Origin of the sequence: Tardiphaga sp. 172_B4_N1_3, assembly GCF_052076035.1 — a bacterium.
GTDB lineage: Bacteria > Pseudomonadota > Alphaproteobacteria > Rhizobiales > Xanthobacteraceae > Tardiphaga > Tardiphaga robiniae.
In genome coordinates this window covers 1,228,006-1,246,382 of sequence record NZ_CP197238.1, presented here as the reverse complement: position 1 = coordinate 1,246,382, position 18,377 = coordinate 1,228,006, and the positions used below count along the sequence as shown (strand labels likewise).

General features: G+C 62.5%; 18 protein-coding genes. 3 read left to right on the top strand and 15 right to left on the bottom strand.

What is annotated here, in order from left to right; genetic code table 11:
* Positions 1 to 8: 8 nt before the first annotated feature.
* On the bottom strand, positions 9 to 2,189 hold the full coding sequence (locus AB7783_RS05555; RefSeq protein ID WP_441277068.1) for a PQQ-dependent dehydrogenase, methanol/ethanol family: 2,181 nt from the start codon (positions 2,187 to 2,189) through the stop codon (positions 9 to 11).
* Between the two features lie 243 nt (positions 2,190 to 2,432).
* On the opposite strand from AB7783_RS05555, the gene AB7783_RS05550 reads away from it, so the two are divergent.
* Entirely contained in the window at positions 2,433 to 4,001 is a 1,569-nt protein-coding gene (locus AB7783_RS05550) for a long-chain-fatty-acid--CoA ligase (protein ID WP_441277067.1), read from the top strand.
* Positions 4,002 to 4,010: 9 nt separating this feature from the next.
* Here AB7783_RS05550 and AB7783_RS05545 read toward each other — a convergent pair whose 3' ends face one another.
* The 9 genes from AB7783_RS05545 to AB7783_RS05505 form a co-directional block, all read right to left on the bottom strand.
* Complete coding sequence (locus AB7783_RS05545) at positions 4,011 to 4,811, bottom strand: NUDIX hydrolase (RefSeq protein WP_441277066.1); 801 nt, start codon at positions 4,809 to 4,811, stop codon at positions 4,011 to 4,013.
* Between the two features lie 161 nt (positions 4,812 to 4,972).
* A complete protein-coding gene (locus AB7783_RS05540; protein WP_441277065.1) occupies positions 4,973 to 5,929 on the bottom strand; it encodes a dihydrodipicolinate synthase family protein in 957 nt (318 codons plus the stop codon).
* A 79-nt stretch (positions 5,930 to 6,008) separates the two neighbouring features.
* Positions 6,009 to 6,887: an SDR family oxidoreductase gene (locus AB7783_RS05535; RefSeq protein WP_441277064.1), complete on the bottom strand. Its 879-nt coding sequence runs from the start codon at positions 6,885 to 6,887 to the stop codon at positions 6,009 to 6,011.
* A gap of 99 nt (positions 6,888 to 6,986) precedes the next feature.
* A complete protein-coding gene (locus AB7783_RS05530; protein WP_315841733.1) occupies positions 6,987 to 7,847 on the bottom strand; it encodes a MaoC family dehydratase in 861 nt (286 codons plus the stop codon).
* Between the two features lie 182 nt (positions 7,848 to 8,029).
* Positions 8,030 to 8,419: a Zn-ribbon domain-containing OB-fold protein gene (locus AB7783_RS05525; RefSeq protein ID WP_441277063.1), complete on the bottom strand. Its 390-nt coding sequence runs from the start codon at positions 8,417 to 8,419 to the stop codon at positions 8,030 to 8,032.
* Positions 8,419 to 9,567: a thiolase domain-containing protein gene (locus tag AB7783_RS05520; RefSeq protein WP_068730675.1), complete on the bottom strand. Its 1,149-nt coding sequence runs from the start codon at positions 9,565 to 9,567 to the stop codon at positions 8,419 to 8,421. The genes AB7783_RS05525 and AB7783_RS05520 overlap by 1 nt, the downstream gene beginning before the upstream one ends.
* Before the next feature lie 1,048 nt (positions 9,568 to 10,615).
* On the bottom strand, positions 10,616 to 11,053 hold the full coding sequence (locus tag AB7783_RS05515) for a DUF1489 family protein (RefSeq protein WP_116664113.1): 438 nt from the start codon (positions 11,051 to 11,053) through the stop codon (positions 10,616 to 10,618).
* A 50-nt stretch (positions 11,054 to 11,103) separates the two neighbouring features.
* Positions 11,104 to 12,057, bottom strand: a complete 954-nt coding sequence (locus tag AB7783_RS05510; protein WP_441277062.1) for a hypothetical protein — start codon at positions 12,055 to 12,057, stop codon at positions 11,104 to 11,106.
* Positions 12,058 to 12,301: 244 nt separating this feature from the next.
* Positions 12,302 to 12,958, bottom strand: a complete 657-nt coding sequence (locus AB7783_RS05505) for a glutathione S-transferase family protein (RefSeq protein WP_441277061.1) — start codon at positions 12,956 to 12,958, stop codon at positions 12,302 to 12,304.
* Positions 12,959 to 13,086: 128 nt separating this feature from the next.
* Here AB7783_RS05505 and AB7783_RS05500 point away from each other — a divergent pair, with 128 nt between their 5' ends.
* Positions 13,087 to 13,803 carry a DUF599 domain-containing protein gene (locus AB7783_RS05500; RefSeq protein WP_081421764.1) on the top strand — a complete coding sequence of 239 codons (717 nt, stop codon included), beginning with the start codon at positions 13,087 to 13,089 and terminating at the stop codon, positions 13,801 to 13,803.
* Here the strand turns inward: AB7783_RS05500 and AB7783_RS05495 are convergent.
* Positions 13,778 to 14,713 carry a hypothetical protein gene (locus AB7783_RS05495; RefSeq protein ID WP_441277060.1) on the bottom strand — a complete coding sequence of 312 codons (936 nt, stop codon included), beginning with the start codon at positions 14,711 to 14,713 and terminating at the stop codon, positions 13,778 to 13,780. The genes AB7783_RS05500 and AB7783_RS05495 overlap by 26 nt on opposite strands.
* A gap of 116 nt (positions 14,714 to 14,829) precedes the next feature.
* On the opposite strand from AB7783_RS05495, the gene AB7783_RS05490 reads away from it, so the two are divergent.
* Positions 14,830 to 15,141, top strand: a complete 312-nt coding sequence (locus tag AB7783_RS05490; protein WP_175367311.1) for a DUF3253 domain-containing protein — start codon at positions 14,830 to 14,832, stop codon at positions 15,139 to 15,141.
* Positions 15,142 to 15,145: 4 nt separating this feature from the next.
* On the opposite strand, the gene AB7783_RS05485 is transcribed toward AB7783_RS05490, so the two are convergent.
* The 4 genes from AB7783_RS05485 to AB7783_RS05470 all read right to left on the bottom strand — a co-directional run bounded on the left by AB7783_RS05485 (position 15,146) and on the right by AB7783_RS05470 (position 18,232).
* Positions 15,146 to 15,949, bottom strand: a complete 804-nt coding sequence (locus AB7783_RS05485) for a YdcF family protein (RefSeq protein WP_441277059.1) — start codon at positions 15,947 to 15,949, stop codon at positions 15,146 to 15,148.
* 86 nt (positions 15,950 to 16,035) lie between these two features.
* Positions 16,036 to 16,854, bottom strand: a complete 819-nt coding sequence (locus AB7783_RS05480) for an aldo/keto reductase (protein ID WP_441277058.1) — start codon at positions 16,852 to 16,854, stop codon at positions 16,036 to 16,038.
* A 96-nt stretch (positions 16,855 to 16,950) separates the two neighbouring features.
* Entirely contained in the window at positions 16,951 to 17,271 is a 321-nt protein-coding gene (locus AB7783_RS05475; protein WP_441277057.1) for a helix-turn-helix domain-containing protein, read from the bottom strand.
* A gap of 292 nt (positions 17,272 to 17,563) precedes the next feature.
* Positions 17,564 to 18,232 carry a hypothetical protein gene (locus AB7783_RS05470; protein ID WP_441277056.1) on the bottom strand — a complete coding sequence of 223 codons (669 nt, stop codon included), beginning with the start codon at positions 18,230 to 18,232 and terminating at the stop codon, positions 17,564 to 17,566.
* Positions 18,233 to 18,377 lie beyond the last annotated feature (145 nt).

Sequence of the window (18,377 nt, the reverse complement as noted above, 5' to 3'; positions counted from 1 at the left end):
CATGGTGTTTATTTCGGCCTAATCGCGTCGGCCGTGCCCTGGATGAAGGCCTGGATCTTGACCACATCCGCTTCGGTGAGCTTGCCGGTAAAATCAGGCATGCCCTTGTCCTTGAATGGCCCGTTGAACACGATGTCCTTCAGGTTGGTGATGGTCTCGGTAGGGACATAGCCCAGGTTGGGCACATTGCCGCCCTTATCCACGCCGGGCACGCCGTGGCAGGTCGCACAGGCATTAACGTAGATCGAAGTCCCCTCCGGCACGTGAGCGGGATCGTATTTGACCCCGGTCAGCAGATTGCCGATCTGGTACTTGGTAAAGGCTGGCAACGGCGCCTTGCCGCCAATGGCAAAGGTGTAGACCGTGCCGGGCGCCTCACGATCCGTCGCGCGCTGGGTGATCCCGAATACGCCGCCCCATCCAACCGCCACCGAGACGTATTGCACGCCATCGACCATATAGGTCGCAGGTGCAGCCACCACGCCGGTGCCAACCGGCGTTTCCCAGAGCTTCTCGCCGGTCTTGGCATTGTAGGCGATGAACCGGCCGTCCGCGGTCCCTTGGAACACGAGATTGCCGGCCGTCGTGAGCGTACCGCCATTCCAGGGCGCGATGTATTCAGCGCGCCATACTTCTTTCTGCTTCACCGGATCCCACGCGATCAGGCGACCGAATGGCGGGTTCTTCGGCGGCTCGGCATTGAGCGAGAAACCGACATTCCAGCCCGTGGTGCCGCCAAACTTGTTCGAGCCCTGCGCATTCTGCACCAGTGTCTTCTCGCCCGTGAGGTTCAAAGGCACGCCCTGCGCCGGCAGATAGACCAGACCGGTTTGTGGATTGAACGACATCGGATGCCAGTTATGGGCACCGAACGGTCCGGGAATGCTGTCGAAGGATTTGTCCGGCGAGCGGGCTTCCGGCACCTCGATCGGTCTTCCGCTGGCGTCGTAGCCGGTGGCCCAGTTTACATCGACAAAGTTCTTGGCAGAGATGAACTTGCCGTTGGTGCGATCGATGACGAAGAAGAAGCCATTCTTCGGCGCGTGCAGCACCACCTTGCGCGGTGCGCCGTCGATGGTGAGATCGGCCAGGATCATCGGCTGCGTCGAGGTATAGTCCCAGTTATCGCCGGGCGTTTCCTGATAGTGCCAGAGATATTTCCCGGTATCGGCATTCAGCGCGACGATGGAGCCGAGATAGAGATTATCGCCGCCTCCCGGACTGCGCAGATTACGATTCCAGGGCGAGCCGTTGCCGGTGCCGATATAGACCATGTTCAGGTCGGGATCGAAGGTGATCGTATCCCAGGCCGATCCACCGCCGCCATTGACCCAGTATTTGCCGGCAGGATCCCAGGTCTTCGCCGCGGCAGCCATCGAGTCGTCCTCGAATGGTTTGGCCGGATCGCCGGGCACCGTAAACCAGCGCCATGCCTGATTGCCGGTTTCAGCGTCATAGGCCGTGACATAGCCGCGCACGCCATATTCGGCGCCCCCATTGCCGATCACGACCTTGCCGTTGAACACGCGCGGCGCGCCGGTGATCGTATAGGACATCTTGCGGTCGATGACCGTGTCCTTCTCCCAGACCTTCGTGCCGGTCGCGGCATCCAGTGCGACCAGCCGGCCGTCATAAGCCCCCACGAACACCTTGCCCTTGTAGAGCGCGACGCCGCGATTCACGACATCGCAGCAGCCACGATAGCCCTTCTCGCGATCTACGCCGGGATCGAAGGTCCATAGCCGCTTGCCGGTCCGGGTATCGACGGCATGCACCACGCTCCATGGCGCCGACACATACATGATGCCGTCCACCACAAGCGGCGTCGCTTCGACGCCGCGGATGGATTCCAGATTGTAGGTCCACATCAGGCCGATATCTTTGACGTTCTCGGCCGTGATCTGATTGAGCTTGCTGAAGCGCGTCTCGGCATAATCGAGGCCGTAAGTCGGCCAATCCTTGGACGTCGCCGTATTGGCCGTGATCGATGCACTATCGATTGCCGATGTAACCGCTTTGATATGATCCGGTGTGCCCTTCGTCTGTGCGTTGGCGGCACCGCCTAACAACGTCGCGCCAAGCGCTGCTGCGATGGATGTTCGGAGCCAACGGTGCAGTATTGTATGTGAGTTGAGTGTCCCGTTGAAAAATGGACGCGAAGACGCGCCCCGACGAGCAAGCTGTCTCATGCATTTCACTCCCAATGGCCTCTGGCGGGCCTGTCGCGATGTTACGCGCAGGAGTTGAATCGTCAACAGATGAGAACAGTTCCAGATTTTTCTCTGACGTGTTTTGCATCGCAAAGATCGCGGAGATCCTTTGAACCATCTGGTGAGATATAAGCGATCAACCGCGCTTGCCCGCCCCTCACCTATCGTTATGATCGCACGACAGAGATGCGCACAGCATCCGCAGTATCGAGGGGAAACGCCATGAACATCACGCAGGGCTTGCGCCGTGCGCTGCAAACCAGCCCGCAGACAATAGCTACTGTCGACGGCGATCGCCGCCGGACATGGCGCGAGGTTGGAGACCGCGTCGCGCGGCTCGCCGGTGCGCTGCAAAAGCTTGGCGTCAAGCATGGCGACCGCGTGGCGGTGCTGATGCTGAACTCCGACCGCTATCTCGAACTCTATCTGGGTATCGCTTGGGCCGGCGCTGTGATCGTGCCGACCAATGTGCGCTGGAGCCAGGCCGAAATTCTCGACTCCCTGCTCGACTGCCGTGCCACGGCGCTTGTCGTCGACAGCGTCTTCGCCGCCATGGGCGTCGAACTCGCCAAGGCCATGCCGCTCACGCTGGTCTATGCGGACGACGAAAAAGGTCCCGCGGAAGCGCACAACTACGATGAGCTGGTCCAATCGACAGAGCCCGTGCTGGATGCGATGCGGACACGCGAGGATCTCGCGGGTATCTTTTACACTGGCGGCACCACAGGCCGTTCCAAAGGCGTGATGCTGAGCCACGGCAATATCATGAGCAACTCGCTGCACATGATGAGCGAAGGCCTGCTGCCTTACGGCTCGGTCTATCTCAACGCCGCACCGATGTTTCACGTCGCCAATGGCGGCGTGATGTTCACCTCGCTGGCCTCTGGCGGCACCAATGTCATCGTCCGGATGTTCAATCCGGAGTTGGTGATGCAGACCATCGCCCGCGAGAAAGTATCGGCGACGTTGATCGTCCCGACCATGATCCAGATGCTGGTCGATCACCCCGCATTCCAGACTGCCGATCTTTCATCTCTGAAGCTCATGATGTATGGCGCCTCGCCCATCAACGATGCGCTCCTGAAGCGCGCGATGGCCGGCATGCCCGGGACCGAATTCCATCAGCTCTATGGCATGACCGAACTGTCACCGCTGGCGACGCACCTGCCGTGGGATCAACATTTCGGCGAGGAAGCTGCGGCGAAAAACCGTCAACGCGCCTGCGGCCGCGCTGCCATCGGCTGCGAGGCGCGCATCGTCGACGCCAATCGCAATCCTGTGCCGAATGGCGAGGTCGGCGAAGTCGCCGTCCGCGGTCAGAACGTCATGATGGGCTATTGGGAACGCCCCGAAGAAACCGCGAAGGCCGTGATCGATGGCTGGATGCACACAGGCGACGGCGGCTACATGGACGACGAAGGCTATATTTATCTGGTCGACCGGATGAAGGACATGATCATCTCCGGCGGCGAGAACGTCTACTCCACCGAGGTCGAGAACGTCGTCGCACAACATCCGGCCGTGGCGCAATGCGCCGTGATCGGCATTCCCGACCCGCAATGGGGCGAGACCGTGCATGCCTTCGTCATTCCGAAACCCGGTGCGGGTGTCAATGCCGCCGAGATCATCGCCTTCTGCAAGGAGAAGATCGCCGGCTACAAGTGCCCGCGCAGCGTGGACGTGCGCAGCGAACCGTTCCCGCTGTCGGGTGCGGGTAAGGTGCTGAAACGCGAGTTGCGGCGGCCATTCTGGGAGAATCCCGCAGCGGCGCCGCAAGCCAAAGCGGGATAGACCAGCGCGCTATGGCGCGCCGGTGAGTTCGAACACCTCGCCGTCGTAGCCCGCCTCAAGCGGGATTCGCAGCTGGCGCTTGTCACCATCCTTGGTGACGATTGGCGTCACGCTGACGATGGTGCTGCGGTTGGCATCGTCGAGTGCCCCCGCGACGCTGGGTTGCTTGCCGAGCTTGATCAGATTGCGCGTGGTCGGGAACGGCAAGGTGAAACGGCCGGACGCCCCGCCCTCCAATGCTTCGCGCGGCGACAGCCAGATCGAGTCCGTGGACTCCTTGCCGTCATGCATGCCGACCTGTTCAGGCGGCGCCTCGGCGAGGAAGAACCAGGTGTCGAACCGCTTCTTCATGCCCTCCGGCGTGATCCAGTGCGCATAGGGCACGAGCAGATCGAGCGCGAGTTCGAGATCGTTCTCGGCGATGATATCGGCGAATTTGACCTTGCCCTCGTTCAGCGCGTCGCGATGCTGATCGGCGATGGCGCTCGCCTTCATCGCGGCGATCAGGTCGTTAGAGCCGCGCGGTCGCGCCAGCAGGATGCGGCTTTCCTCGAAAGTCTCGCGGATCGCGGCGATCTTGAAAGCCAGCGCATCGGGATCGAGGCCGTCACCGCCGCTATAGAGTTCGGGCCGTGTGCCGATCTCGCGATCTCCGGCATCGACGCTGCCGCCTGGAAACACCAGCGCACCAGATGCGAATTCGATCTGATAGTGCCGCACCATCATGAAGACGTCGATGGCGTCGGTTGCACCCTTGCGCAGCAGGAGGATGGTGGAAGCAGGACGCACAACGCCGGGCTCGCTTGGCATTCAGTTTCTCCCTGATCGGCATTCTGTGATGCCTGTTGTGCCGGCGATCGCCGACCTCTCGTTTGTCATGCCCGGACTTGATCCGGGCATCCATCTTTTACTTGGCAACCCTGAAGATGGATGGCCGGGTCAAGCCCGGCCATGACACCTCTGGGGAGTTATTAACCCGCAGCGCTCGACTGCGGTGCGATGTTCGCGCGCTTATCATAGCGAGCCACGCGCGACAGGAGATAATCGACCTCCGCCTTCGCCTGCGCCGTGATCGCTACACCCGGCTTGCGCTGCGCGCTTGATGCAATAACGCCGCGCTTCTGCAGCACGTATTTCCGGACCGCGAGGCCGATGCCGAGCTGCTGCTCGTAGCGGATCAGTGGCAGATGCGCGTCGAACAAGTCATGCGCCTTGTCGCGTTCACCCTTCTTCGAGAGGTTGACCACGTCGATCAGCAGTTCAGGGAAGGCATAACCGGTCATCGCGCCATCGGCGCCGCGTTCCATTTCGAAATCAAGGAACACGCCGCCATTGCCGGTGAGAATCGAGGTTTCGCGCAAGCTGCCGTCCTTCTGGAAGTTGCGCAGCGCGGTGATCTTCTCCAGGCCCGGCCAGTCCTCGTGCTTCAGCATCACGCAGGACTTGGAGTCCATGATGATCTTGCGGATCACGGCGGGGGTCATCACCACGGTCAATGTCAGCGGATAATCCTGCAGCACCCACGGAACGTCGTCGCCGATGGCCTCGACAGCGCCCTTGAAATAGTTGGTGATCTGATCGTCGGTGCGCAGATGCGGCGGCGGGGCGATCATAACGCCGGCAGCGCCGGCATCCATCGACTTCAGCGCCAGCGAGCGCATGGCGGCAAAGCCCGGCGCGGAAACGCCGACGATGATCTGCATCTTGTCGCCAGCACGCTTGATGAAGCGGGTTGCCACGGCCTCGGACTCGGCCCCCTCCAGCTTCGGCGCCTCGCCCATGATGCCGAGCACGGTCACACCGTTGCAGCCGACCTCCGCATAGAAATCCGTCAGGCCGTCGATCGATTTGTCGTCGATGCGGCCGTCGTCGAGGAACGGGGTCGGTGCGATGGCGAAGGTGCCTGCGGCTTTGGACGTCAGTTTCATCATGGGCCTCTGTGAATGGATGCCGGCATTCTACCGGGAAATATCCGGTCTGTCCGCCCGAACCGGGCCCAACTGCCCCTCAAAAACGCCGTGCCCCGTGCTGGCTCGCCTCCTCCGAGAAGAAGATCTCGCCGGCATGGGTCACCACGTCCTGCGCAGACCAGCCGTCATGGGGTGGCTTCCAGCCTTCCATTTCCATCATCTTCATCTCGCGGACGCCGCGCGGGCCGGACACGCCGAGCACCTTGCCGGTCTGGCTGCCGGAGAGATCGCTGACCATATAGAGCACCGCCGGCGCGATGCCGCCCGGTCCCAGCGCCGCGCCGGGATTTTCGATATAGCGCGGCAAGTCGGCGGTCATGCGGGTTAGCGCGCCCGGCGCCAGCGTCCAGACGCGGATATTGTATTTGCGGCCCTCGATGGCCAGCACATTGGACAGGCCCCAGATGCCGCCTTTGGCCGCGCCGTAATTGCTTTGGCCGAAGTTGCCGATCAGGCCGGAAGTCGAGGACGTGTTGACGATGACGCCGCCGCCGTTCTCCTTCATCCATTTGAAGACCGGCTGGGTGACGCAGAACGTGCCTTTGAGATGCACCTTCATGACCTTGTCCCACGCCGCCTCGGATGCCTTGGCGAAGGTCTGGTCGAGCAGGATGCCGGCATTGTTGACGAGGATGTCGACCTTGCCGAAGGCCTTGATGGCGGCGTCGAACACCGACTGGCCGCCGGCCATGGTCGAAATGTCGGCGCCATTGGCGACGGCCTTGCCGCCTTCCTTCTTGATGGCGTCGACGACCTGCTGCGCCATGGAGAGATCGGAGCCGGAGCCGTCGCGCGGGCCGCCAAGGTCGTTGACCACGACGGATGCGCCTTCGCGTGCGAACAGTTTAGCGTAGGCTTCACCGAGGCCGCCGCCGGCGCCTGTGATGATGGCAACCTTGCCGTCGAGAAGACCCATGACGTTCTCCCTGTATTTTTATGATTTTGTTTTTTGTTTTGCTCCGTCATGGCCGGGCTTGACCCGGCCATCCACGTCTTACGTCTTGAGGATTGAGTTCTAAGCCAGCACCGTCTTGCCGCTCTTGATCACGGTGACGCCGCGTTCCTTCACCTTGGCTTCAAAACTCACGACGTTGCCGTCCTTCCACAAATCCATGCTGACGGTCTCGCCGGGAAACACCGGCGACGAGAACCGCACCGCATGCTGCTTGAAGGCCGATGGATCGTAGTCGGCATAGGTCTGCAACACGCCGCGGCAGGTGATGCCGTAGGTGCACATGCCATGCAGGATCGGACGCGGGAAGCCGGCGCGCTTGGCGAATTCGGGGTCCGAATGCAGCGGGTTGCGGTCGCCGCAGAGGCGATAGATCAGCGCCTGATCGGGCCGCGTGGTGATATCGACGGTTTTGTCCGGCGCGCGCTTCGGCATCGCATGCGGCTCGGGCTGGCCCTCGGACTTGCCGCCGAAGCCGCCATCGCCGCGGGCGAAACGTGAGGCTACCAAAGTCGCCAGCGCTTCACCGGCTTCATCGCGCAGGATTGTCTGATGCAGGATCACGGCGCCCTTGTCGGCGCCCTTGTCGAACACGCCGAGCACACTGCTATCGGCGGTGATCTTGGCCGCGACCGGCAGCGGCTTGTGGAAGGTGATGTCGCGCTCACCATCGACAACGAGCAGCTTGTTGAGACCCATCTCGCCCGGGCCCGAGCCCCATGCGGCAACCGATGCATAGGTCGGAACGACTTTCAGCGGACGCGGCGTATAGGTGCCTTCATTGACGAAAGCGAGTTCACGCTCGTCCATCGGATCGGCGCCCATGCCGATGCCATAGGCGTAGAGCATCACTTCGCGATCGGTCCAGGCATACTTCTGGCCGATGTTCTTCATCGCCATCAGGGCTTCGTAGTTGATAGGCATTGGTGGATGACTCCCTTGTTCTTGTTGTTTCGGGCGCTAGTCGCAGCGCCCTCTCCCCTTGTGGGAGAGGGCTGCACAACAGCCCGCTCCAAACTCGTTTGGGAGAGGGGTAGCGGCAAGCACCGCCCTCTCCCGCGGCGCACAGCTTCGCTGCGCTGGGGGAGAGGGGAAGAAAGCGAGCGCTACGCCGGCGTGAAGAACGGCAGCGGCGCGCCGTCGGTGGGCTTCCACACCAGTTTCACCTTCTGGCCGATCTTCAGCTTGTCCGGCTCACAGTCGACGATGTTGGTCTGCACCGAGGGGCCTTCCTTCAACGTCACATAGGCGATGACGTAGGGACCGGTCGCCGATTTGCGCATGTGGCTGTAGGTGTAGATCTCGCCCTCGCCCGAGCTCTGTTCCCACTCGGTCTTGTCGGAGAAGCAGAACGGGCAGATCGCACGCGGGAAGAAATGCGCTTCGCCGCAGGTCGTACAGCGCTTGATCATGAACTTGCCATCCTTGGCCGCATCCCAGAACGGCTGCGATTCAGGATTGCCGGCGGGCATCGGATACTTCTTGGCTTCAGTCATTACACGCGCTCCAGAATAGCGGTCGATGCGGCGTGACGCACGCCGAGCAGGCCTCCGGTGCCATGCGCGATCGCCAGATCGCAATTCGGCACCTGCACCTTGGGATGGGCTTCGCCGCGCAGCTGGCGCACGGCCTCTAAGATCTTGGTCATGCCGCCGCGATTGACGGGATGATTGCTGCAGAGGCCGCCGCCATCGGTGTTGAACGGCAGTTTGCCGACGCCCGAGATCAGGTTGCCGTCGGACACGAACTTGCCGCCGTCGCCCTTCTTGCAGAAGCCCAAGTCTTCGAGCTGCATCAGCACGGTGATGGTGAAGCTATCGTAGATCGACGCATACTTCATGTCCTGCGGCGTCACGCCCGCTTCCTCGAAAGCACGCGGACCGGACCACACACCGGCCGAGTAAGTGAGGTCGAGATCCTTGCCGCCGCGCGGACCCTTCATCGCCTCGCCATGGCCGATCAGCCGCACCAGCGGCTTCTTCAGGCTCTTCGCAATCTCGGGCGTGGTCACGATCATCGCGCCACCGCCGTCCGAGACGACACAGCAATCCATGCGATGCAGCGGATCGGAGATCATCGGCGAGTTCAGCACGTCCTCGACGGTGACGACGTCCTTGAGCATCGCATGCGGGTTGTACTGCGCGTGATGCGAGGCTGCGACCTTGATCCAGGCGAGTTGTTCGCTGGTCGTCCCGTAGTCGTGCATATGACGCATGGCACACATGCCATAGGCATTGTGCGTGGTCGCGCCGTAAGCGGTCTCGAAATCGGCTTCGGCGCCCTGCAGACGCGGCGGCATCACACCGGTGCGCGGTTTGCCGGCCAGTGTGACGAGTGCGATCGAGCACTTGCCTGCAGCAATCGCCTGCGCGGCATGGCCGAGATGGATGATGTAGGAGCAGCCGCCGGTCTCGGTGGAGTCGACGTGACGCGGCTTGAGGCCGAGATAGTCGACCATCGGCCACAGGCCCCCCTGTGCATCGCCCGCGCAGAAATAGCCGTCGACGTCCTTGTGTGTCAGGCCCGCATCCTCGAGCGCGCCCTTGGCGACTTCGGCATGCAACTGCGCGATGGATTTATCCGGCGCATGCCGGGTCGGGTGTTCGTAGATGCCGGCGATATATGCCTTGCCCTTGATGCTCAAACGTCTCTCCGATTGGTGTTTCGTCCCAGTTCAGTTTTTTGTGACCTTTCACGGCAGCCTTGGCAAGCGACAACATTTCACGCTGCGGACGTGAATTTCACAAAGCGGAATGGATGCAACGCAGCCGGGAGCTTTTTCGCCAGTGATTAAGCTGTTTACCAATCTGGTCAGCGAGCTCTCACAAAAGCGGAGGTCAGGATTTCCGGAAGTGGTGGGCTGGACGGTGCCGACGACAGCGCGCGTTACGCGCAGGCCGCGACGTTCGATGCGGATTCAACTGTCGAACAGCCACTGCTCTTCAGACATGCGTCATCACCCCCATTGTTTGCGGCGCGGGGGCGCCGTCGTGGTTTGCATTCCCGCCCCCTTTGTGAGAGGGCGTGCGGAACGCCGGGTGCCCGTTGCACCCTTGGGCCTGATGCGATGCGGTCTTCCGCAATTGAGAGTGCATCAGGACTTTCGGAGGCGCCGAGCAAGTGCCCGGCGTTCCGCCTGCGGTGTTTTTTCGGTTGCTTGCACATCTGCCATGGCGAACGGTCCCATCACCAAAATTAATGTCCCAGGGCGGAGGGACAGGGTAGCCGCAAAGCACTTGGTCGAACGCGTTTCGATTTGGTCGTCCGTCACACTGTCCAGGGTCTGTCCATCCCAAGGTCGGCCGTGTCCTTGCCAGTGGCAGTGCTGGCGCAGATCCGTCCTGCCCGAAGACAGACGTCACCCGTGAACCGCGTGACGCCGCATCTCCGGCGTCCACCGCATCCCACCCCGCGAACGTGACGATCGCGATCGCCCCTCTCGGTGGGGCAGGACAAAGGGGAATATAAACCTGATGGGGATGCTGTCAACGGGAGATAGGAAAAAATGTTCGGAGCGCCCCAAACTGTCATTCCGGGGCGGGACCGGCGCCGCAGGCGACGGGACCGAGCCCGGAATCTCGGCATGTTCAGCGGAAAACACACCGGGATTCCGGGTTCGCGCTCTGCCGGCTGCGCCGGCGACGCACGCCCCGGAATGACGAGTATGGGCGGAATGACGAGCGAGCCCTGCCCTACAGCAGCCCCAGTTCCCGCAGCTCGCGCCGCATCGGCTCCGGCATTGCCTCGATACTCGCGGCAGCCTTGCCGAGATCCGGCGGGGCGTCCTTGTCGGTGAGGTAGCGCCAGCCCTGGAATGGGCGCAGCGGGCGCGGCGCGACCGTGACCGGCTTTGGCTGCATCACCAGCCGACAGCGATTGATGCCGTCGCTGTCGCGGAACGGTTCGATCGCAAGAATCTTTTCGCGCAGCGCGATCTCGCCCTTGATCACCCAGTAGAGCGAACCGCCGTCGAGCAGTTCGGCATCGCGTTTCGGCACCATGCGGGTGATGTGGATGTGATGCTGAGGTGCGCCGCGCGCTTTTGCTGCGCGCATCCGTTCAGAGAGATAGCTCTTGAAATCCGCGATGGATTCGCAGCCGACGGCGAGCTTGATGAGATGCAGGGGCATGGGTCAGAAATCGGCAGTGCGACGCGGTTTTACAAGGCGTTATCCACCGCTCAGTTATCGGCCGGCGGAGCTTCCGGCGCAAGCTGCACGGGCGCTGGGGCGGCAGGCGCCTGTGGACGAGTGGCGGTCTTCGGTGCGGGTTGCTTCTTCGCAGCAGCAGGTGGCGGCGTTGTCGACGCGGCGCGCGGCGGAGGCGCCTGCGCATTGGCGGCCGCCGGTGGCTTCACGGGCGTTTCGGTCATGATCGAGATCGGCGGAATCGAGGACGAGGACGGGAAATCGGCCGTGGTCGGCTTGCCGGTCGGAACCGACGCCGGCAATCCGGCCAGCGCGCCCGTCGCAGCGGCTGCAGCCGCAGGCGGTGCGTTCCAGCCGGGCGCATAGCGCGTCACGAGACCCTCATAGGTCCGCTCTTCCATATTCGCGGCAATCCGCTTGTGATCGGTCAGCGCGGCATAGGCCGCGCAGCTCTCCGGCATGCAGCGATCGCGCGATTGCAGCACATAGGCAATCAGGCCGTAGCGATCGCGCTCGATCGCGCGGCGCAGCCCCGCCAGTTCAGGCGTCATGGATTTATTCGCTGCGGCGACATCGCCATACGACGTCAAACGATTGATCTGCGCAGCCGAGGCCGATACGGCAGCCGCCACCGAATCCGCCGAGCCGAACAGCACCTTCTCGCAGCCCGCGAGCACCATATCGCCGGCGAGATCGTCGAGGCAGGACAGCGCCGGCAACGAGGCATTCACCTGAGGCACTGCAACGACGGCGTGCGAGACGTCCTGCCCTGCGGTTTCGGATTTGCGCAGCGTCGCCGCAGCAGCAACGCCGATCGCCAGCAGCGTGATCACGGTCAGCGCACCATTGGCGACAGACTTCTCGGCGCGCAGCAGCGTTGCCAGCACGATCAGGGCGAAGAAGATGGAGGCAGCCAGCGCGAGCCACATCGGAAGCGTCGGCGCGCGCCAGATTTGATCGAGCGAATTCGCCCATACCCCGTTCATCGAGTCGTCCCCGCATGTGTGGAAGCCATTTTTCCAAAGAAAGCCCTGCTTCCGAAGAAAATGCTTCCAAAGAAAGTCCGGCTGCCATGAACCCGCAATATGCGGTTGTTATGGCACGGCCCCGGTCATGACGAAATCGTGGCGGCGCGGGCCTGGATTCTGATGAAATCAGAACCTTGGCCCGATCTTTTATTTTGACGCGTTTTCTGGACGCGAACCGGGGTCCACTTCGCTCGAAAACGCTTTAGTCATCCTCGAAGCGCGGAATGACGATGGTCTCGGCGAGGCCCTCGTCGGTCCATTGCCGAAACGCCGGCAGCGCCTGCATCACATCCATATACGCACGGGCTTCCGGCGTGACATCGATGTCGTAGGTCAGGAACCGGTGCACCACCGGCGCATACATGGCATCCGCGCCGCTGAAGGCGCCGAACAGATACGGTCCATACTTGCCGTAACGCGCGCGGCAATCGGCCCAGATCTGCTGGATGCGCCGGATATTGGCCTTGGCATCGTCGGACAGCGCCTTCGCCCGGACCGGCCGGTGCAGATTCATGCCGCATTCGTTGCGCAGCGGCATGAAGCCGGAATGCATCTCGGCGGACACCGAACGCGCATGGGCGCGCGCGGCCCGGTCTTCCGGCCACAGCTTTGCATCCGGAAAACGCTCCGCGGCATATTCGATGATCGCCAGCGAATCCCACACCGTGATCTCGCCATCGACGAGCGCCGGCACCTTACCTGACGGGGTCACATCGAGAATGCGCTGCTTGTCGGCGGCATCCGTGTACAGCGGGACAAACACCTCCGCGAAGGGGATGCCGCAGGCCTTCAGCGCAACCCATGGCCGCATCGACCACGACGAATAATTCTTGTTTCCGATCACCAGCGACAGCGACATCAACCACTCCTTGCGACACCGGTAAATTGCCACGCATACGCCTCTGCAAGCAAGCCGCGTACACAGGCTTGTTGCTGCATCACGGCATGCGTGGCAGAAGTGCCAACTGATACAATAGGTGCTTCATGATCAACTATTCCTGGGTCGACGTCTTCGCGCTGGGCTTCTTCATCCTGGAGTGGACGACCTATGCGATCACGCTGGAGCACACCAAATACGGCCGCGACAGCCTGTCGGCACGCATGCACGCCTATCGTGAGGTCTGGATGCGCCGTCTGCTGGAACGCGAGGCGCGCATCGTCGATACCCATATCATGACATCGCTGCAGAACGGCACCGCGTGGTTCGCCTCGACCACGCTGATCGCCATCGGCGGCTCGCTGGCGCTGCTACGCGCCACCAACGAAGTAATGCCGATGATGCAGAACCTGCCGCTCGGCTTCAACACCACGCCCGGCATGTGGGAGATCAAGTGCTTCGGGCTGATTCTGATTTTCGTCTACGCGTTCTTCAAATTCGCCTGGTCGTACCGGCTGTTCAACTACGTCGCGATCCTGATCGGTGCGATGCCGCTGGCCTCGAAGCGCGACACGCCGGAGGCCGAAGCGCATGTGGTGCGCACAACCAGGATGTTTGGCGCAGCGGCCCGGCACTTCAACCGTGGGCAGCGCGCCTTCTTCTTCGCGCTCGGCTATCTCGGCTGGTTCGTCAGCCCCTGGGTGTTTCTGGTCTCGACGGCAGCCGTGGTGATCGTGACCTGGCGCCGGCAGTTCGCCTCCAATGCCTGGCAGGCCATGGCACCAGATGCCGAAATAAGGGTTACCCCGCGAAATCCTGCGGCGTAAAATCGAGATCGAGCACTTTCCACTCGTCGTATTTGTCGGCTGGCAGCATCGCATAAGGCTGGCAGGCTTCCAGCGCCTGTTTGGCCGCCTGCATCAGCAGCGCGGCTTTGGCCGGCCGCCGCACCTCGATCACCGTGGGCTCGGCGACCAGCCGGCCATCCGGCGAGAACACGGCGCGCAGCTTGACCTTGGCGTCATCGCCGCGCGCGACGGTGGTGGGCAATTTCGAACAGGTTTTGAGATGCCGCCGAAAAGCGGCGATATCGAGCTTGGACAGGTCCGCCTGCTCCGATGCGCCGCCGCCGAAGCCTTCAGGCAAGCCTAGCATGACGCCGTATTTCACCGTGATATCGGCCTCGGGCTGCGGCGGCACCTGCTGTGGGCCCGGTTGCGGCGCCGGCGGCTGAGCCTGCAGCGCAGCCTGCTGCTGCAACGGCGGCTGCGTAGCGGAAGGCGCTGACGGAGGCGGCGTTGCGGGAGTGGCCTGCGGCTGTTGCTGGGCTTGCTGCTGAGGTGGCGGCGGTTGCTGGGCGGCCTGCTGCTGCGGTGACGGCGCGGGTTGCTGCGGCGACGTCTTCTGCGGTTGTGGCGGGGTGTTCTGCGCCGATGACTGCGGTTTGGCGGCGACGGCCTGGGTCTTCTGCTCTTCCAGGGTCGGCTTGTTGGTCAAATCAGGCAGCCGAAATTCCGGCTCCGGCTTCTTCTCTGGCTTTTTCTCGGGCTCCGGCGGCGTCTCCTCGGCCTTCTTTTCGGCCTCTGCGAGCTGCTGCGGCGTCACCAGATCGACGGCAACGCTCTCCTCGTGCTGCTCCATCGGACGTGCATCGGCGAAATAGACCCCGGCCGCCAAAGCAACGTGGCCGACCACCGAGACGGCGATCGCTGCGCGGATGAGGTGCCTTGGTTCCATGGGGCTATTGAGACTTCTGTACGCCGACTAGCCCGATCATAGCGTCGTGCCCTCCCCCGCGCCATGTCCGCCAAGCCACAGCTTGCGTCGTGCTGCCTGATCGGTCATGGCAGTGCATGGCCAAATCCCCTCCGAAGACCCCGAAGCCGTCAGCCGCCAAGCTGGCCCCGAAACCGAAGCCCTTGCCGCTCGACGAGGCGATCCTTGACGCGCTCACCCGCAACGGCGCGGGCACGCTGAGCCCTCCTGAGATTGCGCATGTGATCGAGCCCGAGGGCGATTGGCACGCGCTCTTGATGCCGATCCGCCGCGCCGCCGTGACGCTAGCGCTCGCCGACCGCCTGGTGATCTATCGCAAGGGCAAGCCGGTCGAAGATCCCAACGACTTCCGCGGCGTGTATCGGCTGGGGTTGCCGAAGGCGGAGTGACGCATCACCGCTTCTTCGGCCCCGGCAGCAATTCGCTGCTGCGGCCGGCGAGCCAATAGGTGATCAGCCCGACCCATTCGTGAACCGCGATATCGCTCCGGCCAAGGCCAGCGCTAGCGGAATCGAAGGTCTCGGTAGCGTCGATCCAGCCGCGCGTGCGCCAGTCCACCGGATAGGCGTCGACATCGAATCCGACCCTGCGGAACGCGCCGATCGCGCGCGGCATATGCCAAGCGGACGTCACCAGCAGCCAGCGCTCGCCGGGCTTCGGCGACACCAGGCCTGCGGTGAAGGCGGCATTTTCGTCGGTGGTGCGGGAAGCGGTTTCCAGCGTGACGCGTTCGGGGGCCACGCCGAAACGCTGCAGCAGCTCGCCGGCAACGGGCGCTTCGGACAGCGACTTTTCAATCAGGCTACCGGCGCCGCCGGTGAAGACGATGCGCGCCTGCGGATAGCGGCGCGCCAGCTCCAGCATCGCCGTTATCCGCTCGCCGGCCGAATTGATCTCCAGCGAGCCGCGGGCCGCGGACGAATCCGAATCGATGGCGCCGCCGAGCACGATGATGCCGTCGGGTGCACGGCCATCGTCCTGCCATTTCGGAAAACGCTCGGTCAGCGACAGCATGAGCACATTGCCAACAGGCGAATAGCCGAACAGCAGCAGCAACAGGATGCCAAAGGTGACCAGCAATGTGCCGACACGCTGGCGCTGCAGCAGCACCAGCACAATGCCGATCACGCAGATGATGGCGATCGCATTAGACGGCTCCGTGAAGAAGCCGAGCATCTTGGAGAACGTGAAAAACATGAGGCCCTTGGCTTGCCGGACGGTGTCACTGCATGAGCCATCCCGTCCACAAGATCAATGCGGCAAATGCCGGCTGGCCTGATGGATCAATCCCATTTCGGTGCGAAGCCGTAGTCAGTCAGCCGCCCCTTCGGATGCGCCAGATGCGAAATCCGGGACATCTCGGTTTCGGACAGCATGAAATCGAACACGTCGATATTCTCCGACAGACGCTCGACCTTGGAGGTGCGCGGGATCGCCACCGCGCCCTGCTGGACCAGCCAGCGCAGGCACACCTGTGCTGCGCTCTTGCCATGCGCCTTGCCGATCTCGGCAAGCGTTTCATCGCCGCGGACATTGCCCTGGGCGATGGGGCTGTAGGCGACCATGGCCAGACCATTCTGCCGGCAGGCGCCCTGCACCTTTACCTGGTCAAGATAGGGATGATACTCGACCTGATCGCAGACCAGCGGCGCGGGACATGCGGCCACAGCCTGTTCGATCAGCGCCACGGTGAAATTCGACAGGCCTATATGTCTGGTCAGGCCCATCTGCTTGGCATGCGCCAGCGCGCCGAGCGTTTCCTCCAGCGGCACCTGCGGGTTCGGCCAGTGCAGCAACAGCAGATCGACCTCGGTCATGCGCAGCCGCGTCAGGCTTTCCTTCACGGAGCGTTCGAGATTGTGAGGCGCGAAATGTGTGGTCCAGACCTTGGTCGTCACGAACATCTCGTCACGGCGAATATGCGACGCGTGGATGCCCTCGCCGACATCGCGCTCGTTCTCATAGACCTGTGCGGTGTCGATGTGGCGATAGCCGAGCCGGATCGCCTGCTCGACGACGCGTGCACAAATGCGACCGCGCAACTCCCATGTCCCGAGGCCAATGGCCGGGATGCGGGCGCCGTTTGCTTCCACGAACTGCATCATCTTCTCCTCGGACGGAGCAACGATACGAACGCCGACAAGCTTTTCCAGGACATGGCCGGCGCGTCAGCGCAGGCGATGATCCACAGTGATCGTTCAGGCGTCCGCGGCAACCGGCGCGAGCGCCGCGAACACCGTGTCCGGTGCATGTGCGATCACCGCCAGCAAGGCACGGGCCGGACCGCGCGGCATGCGCTTGCCCTGCTCCCAATTGCGGATCGTCTCGACGGGAACGCCAAGACGCGCGGCAAATTCCATCTGGGTCAGCTGCGCACGGCGGCGCAGATCGCGCACTTCGACTTCGCCGGATCGCACCGCGACCGGCTCCGGCACGACAGGCATATCGGGAACCAGCGGCACCTCGTGCCCGTCCCGCAATTCGACGATCCGTCCGTCAGCCTTCAACCGCAAGCGCATGTTCGACCTCATTGCGCGTGATGGTCGTCGATTACCGTTAAGGAGCCGTGAAGACAAGTGAGCCGGCGATCCCGGTGTTGGCGATCGTCGGCCCCAAGAGATGCGGGATGGCCGGGCACCCTTGTTGCTGAAACCGCGTGAAACATGCTTCGGCGAGCGAGGCCGCTTTGAACCATGAGCCGCCATCCGGGCATCGATAGGCATTCGGCTCGGGTATGTGATGCAGGTCATGCGGGAGCGGGCATGGCTCGCTCCCATCCGTCGCAAAGCGCGAACGCTGCTCGCAGCCACTTCAATTCGTTGTGGTCTTGCCGCCGCGCATGGACACAAGCTTGTTTTCACGAAATCGGAGAATGAGCCAAGCGGTCTCATCGAAACCGTCTGCGAGCTTTCCCTCGTGCGAATACACGATCTGAGCAGCTTCCGACTTCGACGGCGGTCCCAACGCCGTGATTACCTCCTGACGCGACATACCTAAATGCAGCTCGCCGTCGAAGATGACGGGCGAGAATTTTTCCGGGATAATGCCGCAATCGGTCGAAGCCCCGGCGTCTTTCTCGGTGAGCTCTTCAACGATTTCCGTGACGAGATGATCCGGGCCGCCTATCTCCCCGCCGGACACGACCCACAATCGATGCTGCGCGCGCCGATAACACAGCCAATAGATACTATCTCCAGCGTCGCCTCGGTGTTGGATGGTCCCTTCGCCCAGGGCTTCGCGAACCGCGTCGAGCCGCGTCTCCTCGAAGCGGCCCGCAAATGAGCCTAGCGAAAAGCGGGTCGCCAACCTCGTTACGACTGTCGGCGGCACGCGCTCGAACGCACGAGCGTTGATTGGGGGCGGCGGTGTCTGCGCGGAGCAGTCATCCGAGGGGATCGCAAATAAAAGCAGGAGCAAGAAGAGCGACTTTCGACCATCAACTCCGTATTGGCTTACATTAGAAATTGAGCGCATCTGCAATAGCATCTCTCGTTTAACAAAGATGGTCGAACCAAATAAAATTGTGACGAAAGAGGAATACTTCAGGTTTTGTTCGAAGGGCTGTCACGTCGTTTGCAAAAACAGCGGAAAGCTCTCGCGCTCTGCCCCCACATCGACGATACGC

Bases quoted from the DNA above. Each gene is read 5' to 3' on its own strand.
- AB7783_RS05495 (WP_441277060.1), bottom strand. From the start codon at position 14,713: ATGGAACCAAGGCACCTCATCCGCGCAGCGATCGCCGTCTCGGTGGTC.
- AB7783_RS05550 (WP_441277067.1), top strand. From the start codon at position 2,433: ATGAACATCACGCAGGGCTTGCGCCGTGCGCTGCAAACCAGCCCGCAG.
- AB7783_RS05555 (WP_441277068.1), bottom strand. From the start codon at position 2,189: ATGAGACAGCTTGCTCGTCGGGGCGCGTCTTCGCGTCCATTTTTCAAC.
- AB7783_RS05480 (WP_441277058.1), bottom strand. From the start codon at position 16,854: ATGCAGTTCGTGGAAGCAAACGGCGCCCGCATCCCGGCCATTGGCCTC.
- AB7783_RS05540 (WP_441277065.1), bottom strand. From the start codon at position 5,929: ATGAAACTGACGTCCAAAGCCGCAGGCACCTTCGCCATCGCACCGACC.
- AB7783_RS05485 (WP_441277059.1), bottom strand. From the start codon at position 15,949: ATGTTTTTCACGTTCTCCAAGATGCTCGGCTTCTTCACGGAGCCGTCT.
- AB7783_RS05545 (WP_441277066.1), bottom strand. From the start codon at position 4,811: ATGCCAAGCGAGCCCGGCGTTGTGCGTCCTGCTTCCACCATCCTCCTG.
- AB7783_RS05525 (WP_441277063.1), bottom strand. From the start codon at position 8,419: ATGACTGAAGCCAAGAAGTATCCGATGCCCGCCGGCAATCCTGAATCG.
- AB7783_RS05515 (WP_116664113.1), bottom strand. From the start codon at position 11,053: ATGCCCCTGCATCTCATCAAGCTCGCCGTCGGCTGCGAATCCATCGCG.
- AB7783_RS05505 (WP_441277061.1), bottom strand. From the start codon at position 12,958: ATGTCGCTGTCGCTGGTGATCGGAAACAAGAATTATTCGTCGTGGTCG.
- AB7783_RS05530 (WP_315841733.1), bottom strand. From the start codon at position 7,847: ATGCCTATCAACTACGAAGCCCTGATGGCGATGAAGAACATCGGCCAG.
- AB7783_RS05510 (WP_441277062.1), bottom strand. From the start codon at position 12,057: ATGAACGGGGTATGGGCGAATTCGCTCGATCAAATCTGGCGCGCGCCG.
- AB7783_RS05535 (WP_441277064.1), bottom strand. From the start codon at position 6,887: ATGGGTCTTCTCGACGGCAAGGTTGCCATCATCACAGGCGCCGGCGGC.
- AB7783_RS05475 (WP_441277057.1), bottom strand. From the start codon at position 17,271: ATGCGCTTGCGGTTGAAGGCTGACGGACGGATCGTCGAATTGCGGGAC.
- AB7783_RS05490 (WP_175367311.1), top strand. From the start codon at position 14,830: ATGGCCAAATCCCCTCCGAAGACCCCGAAGCCGTCAGCCGCCAAGCTG.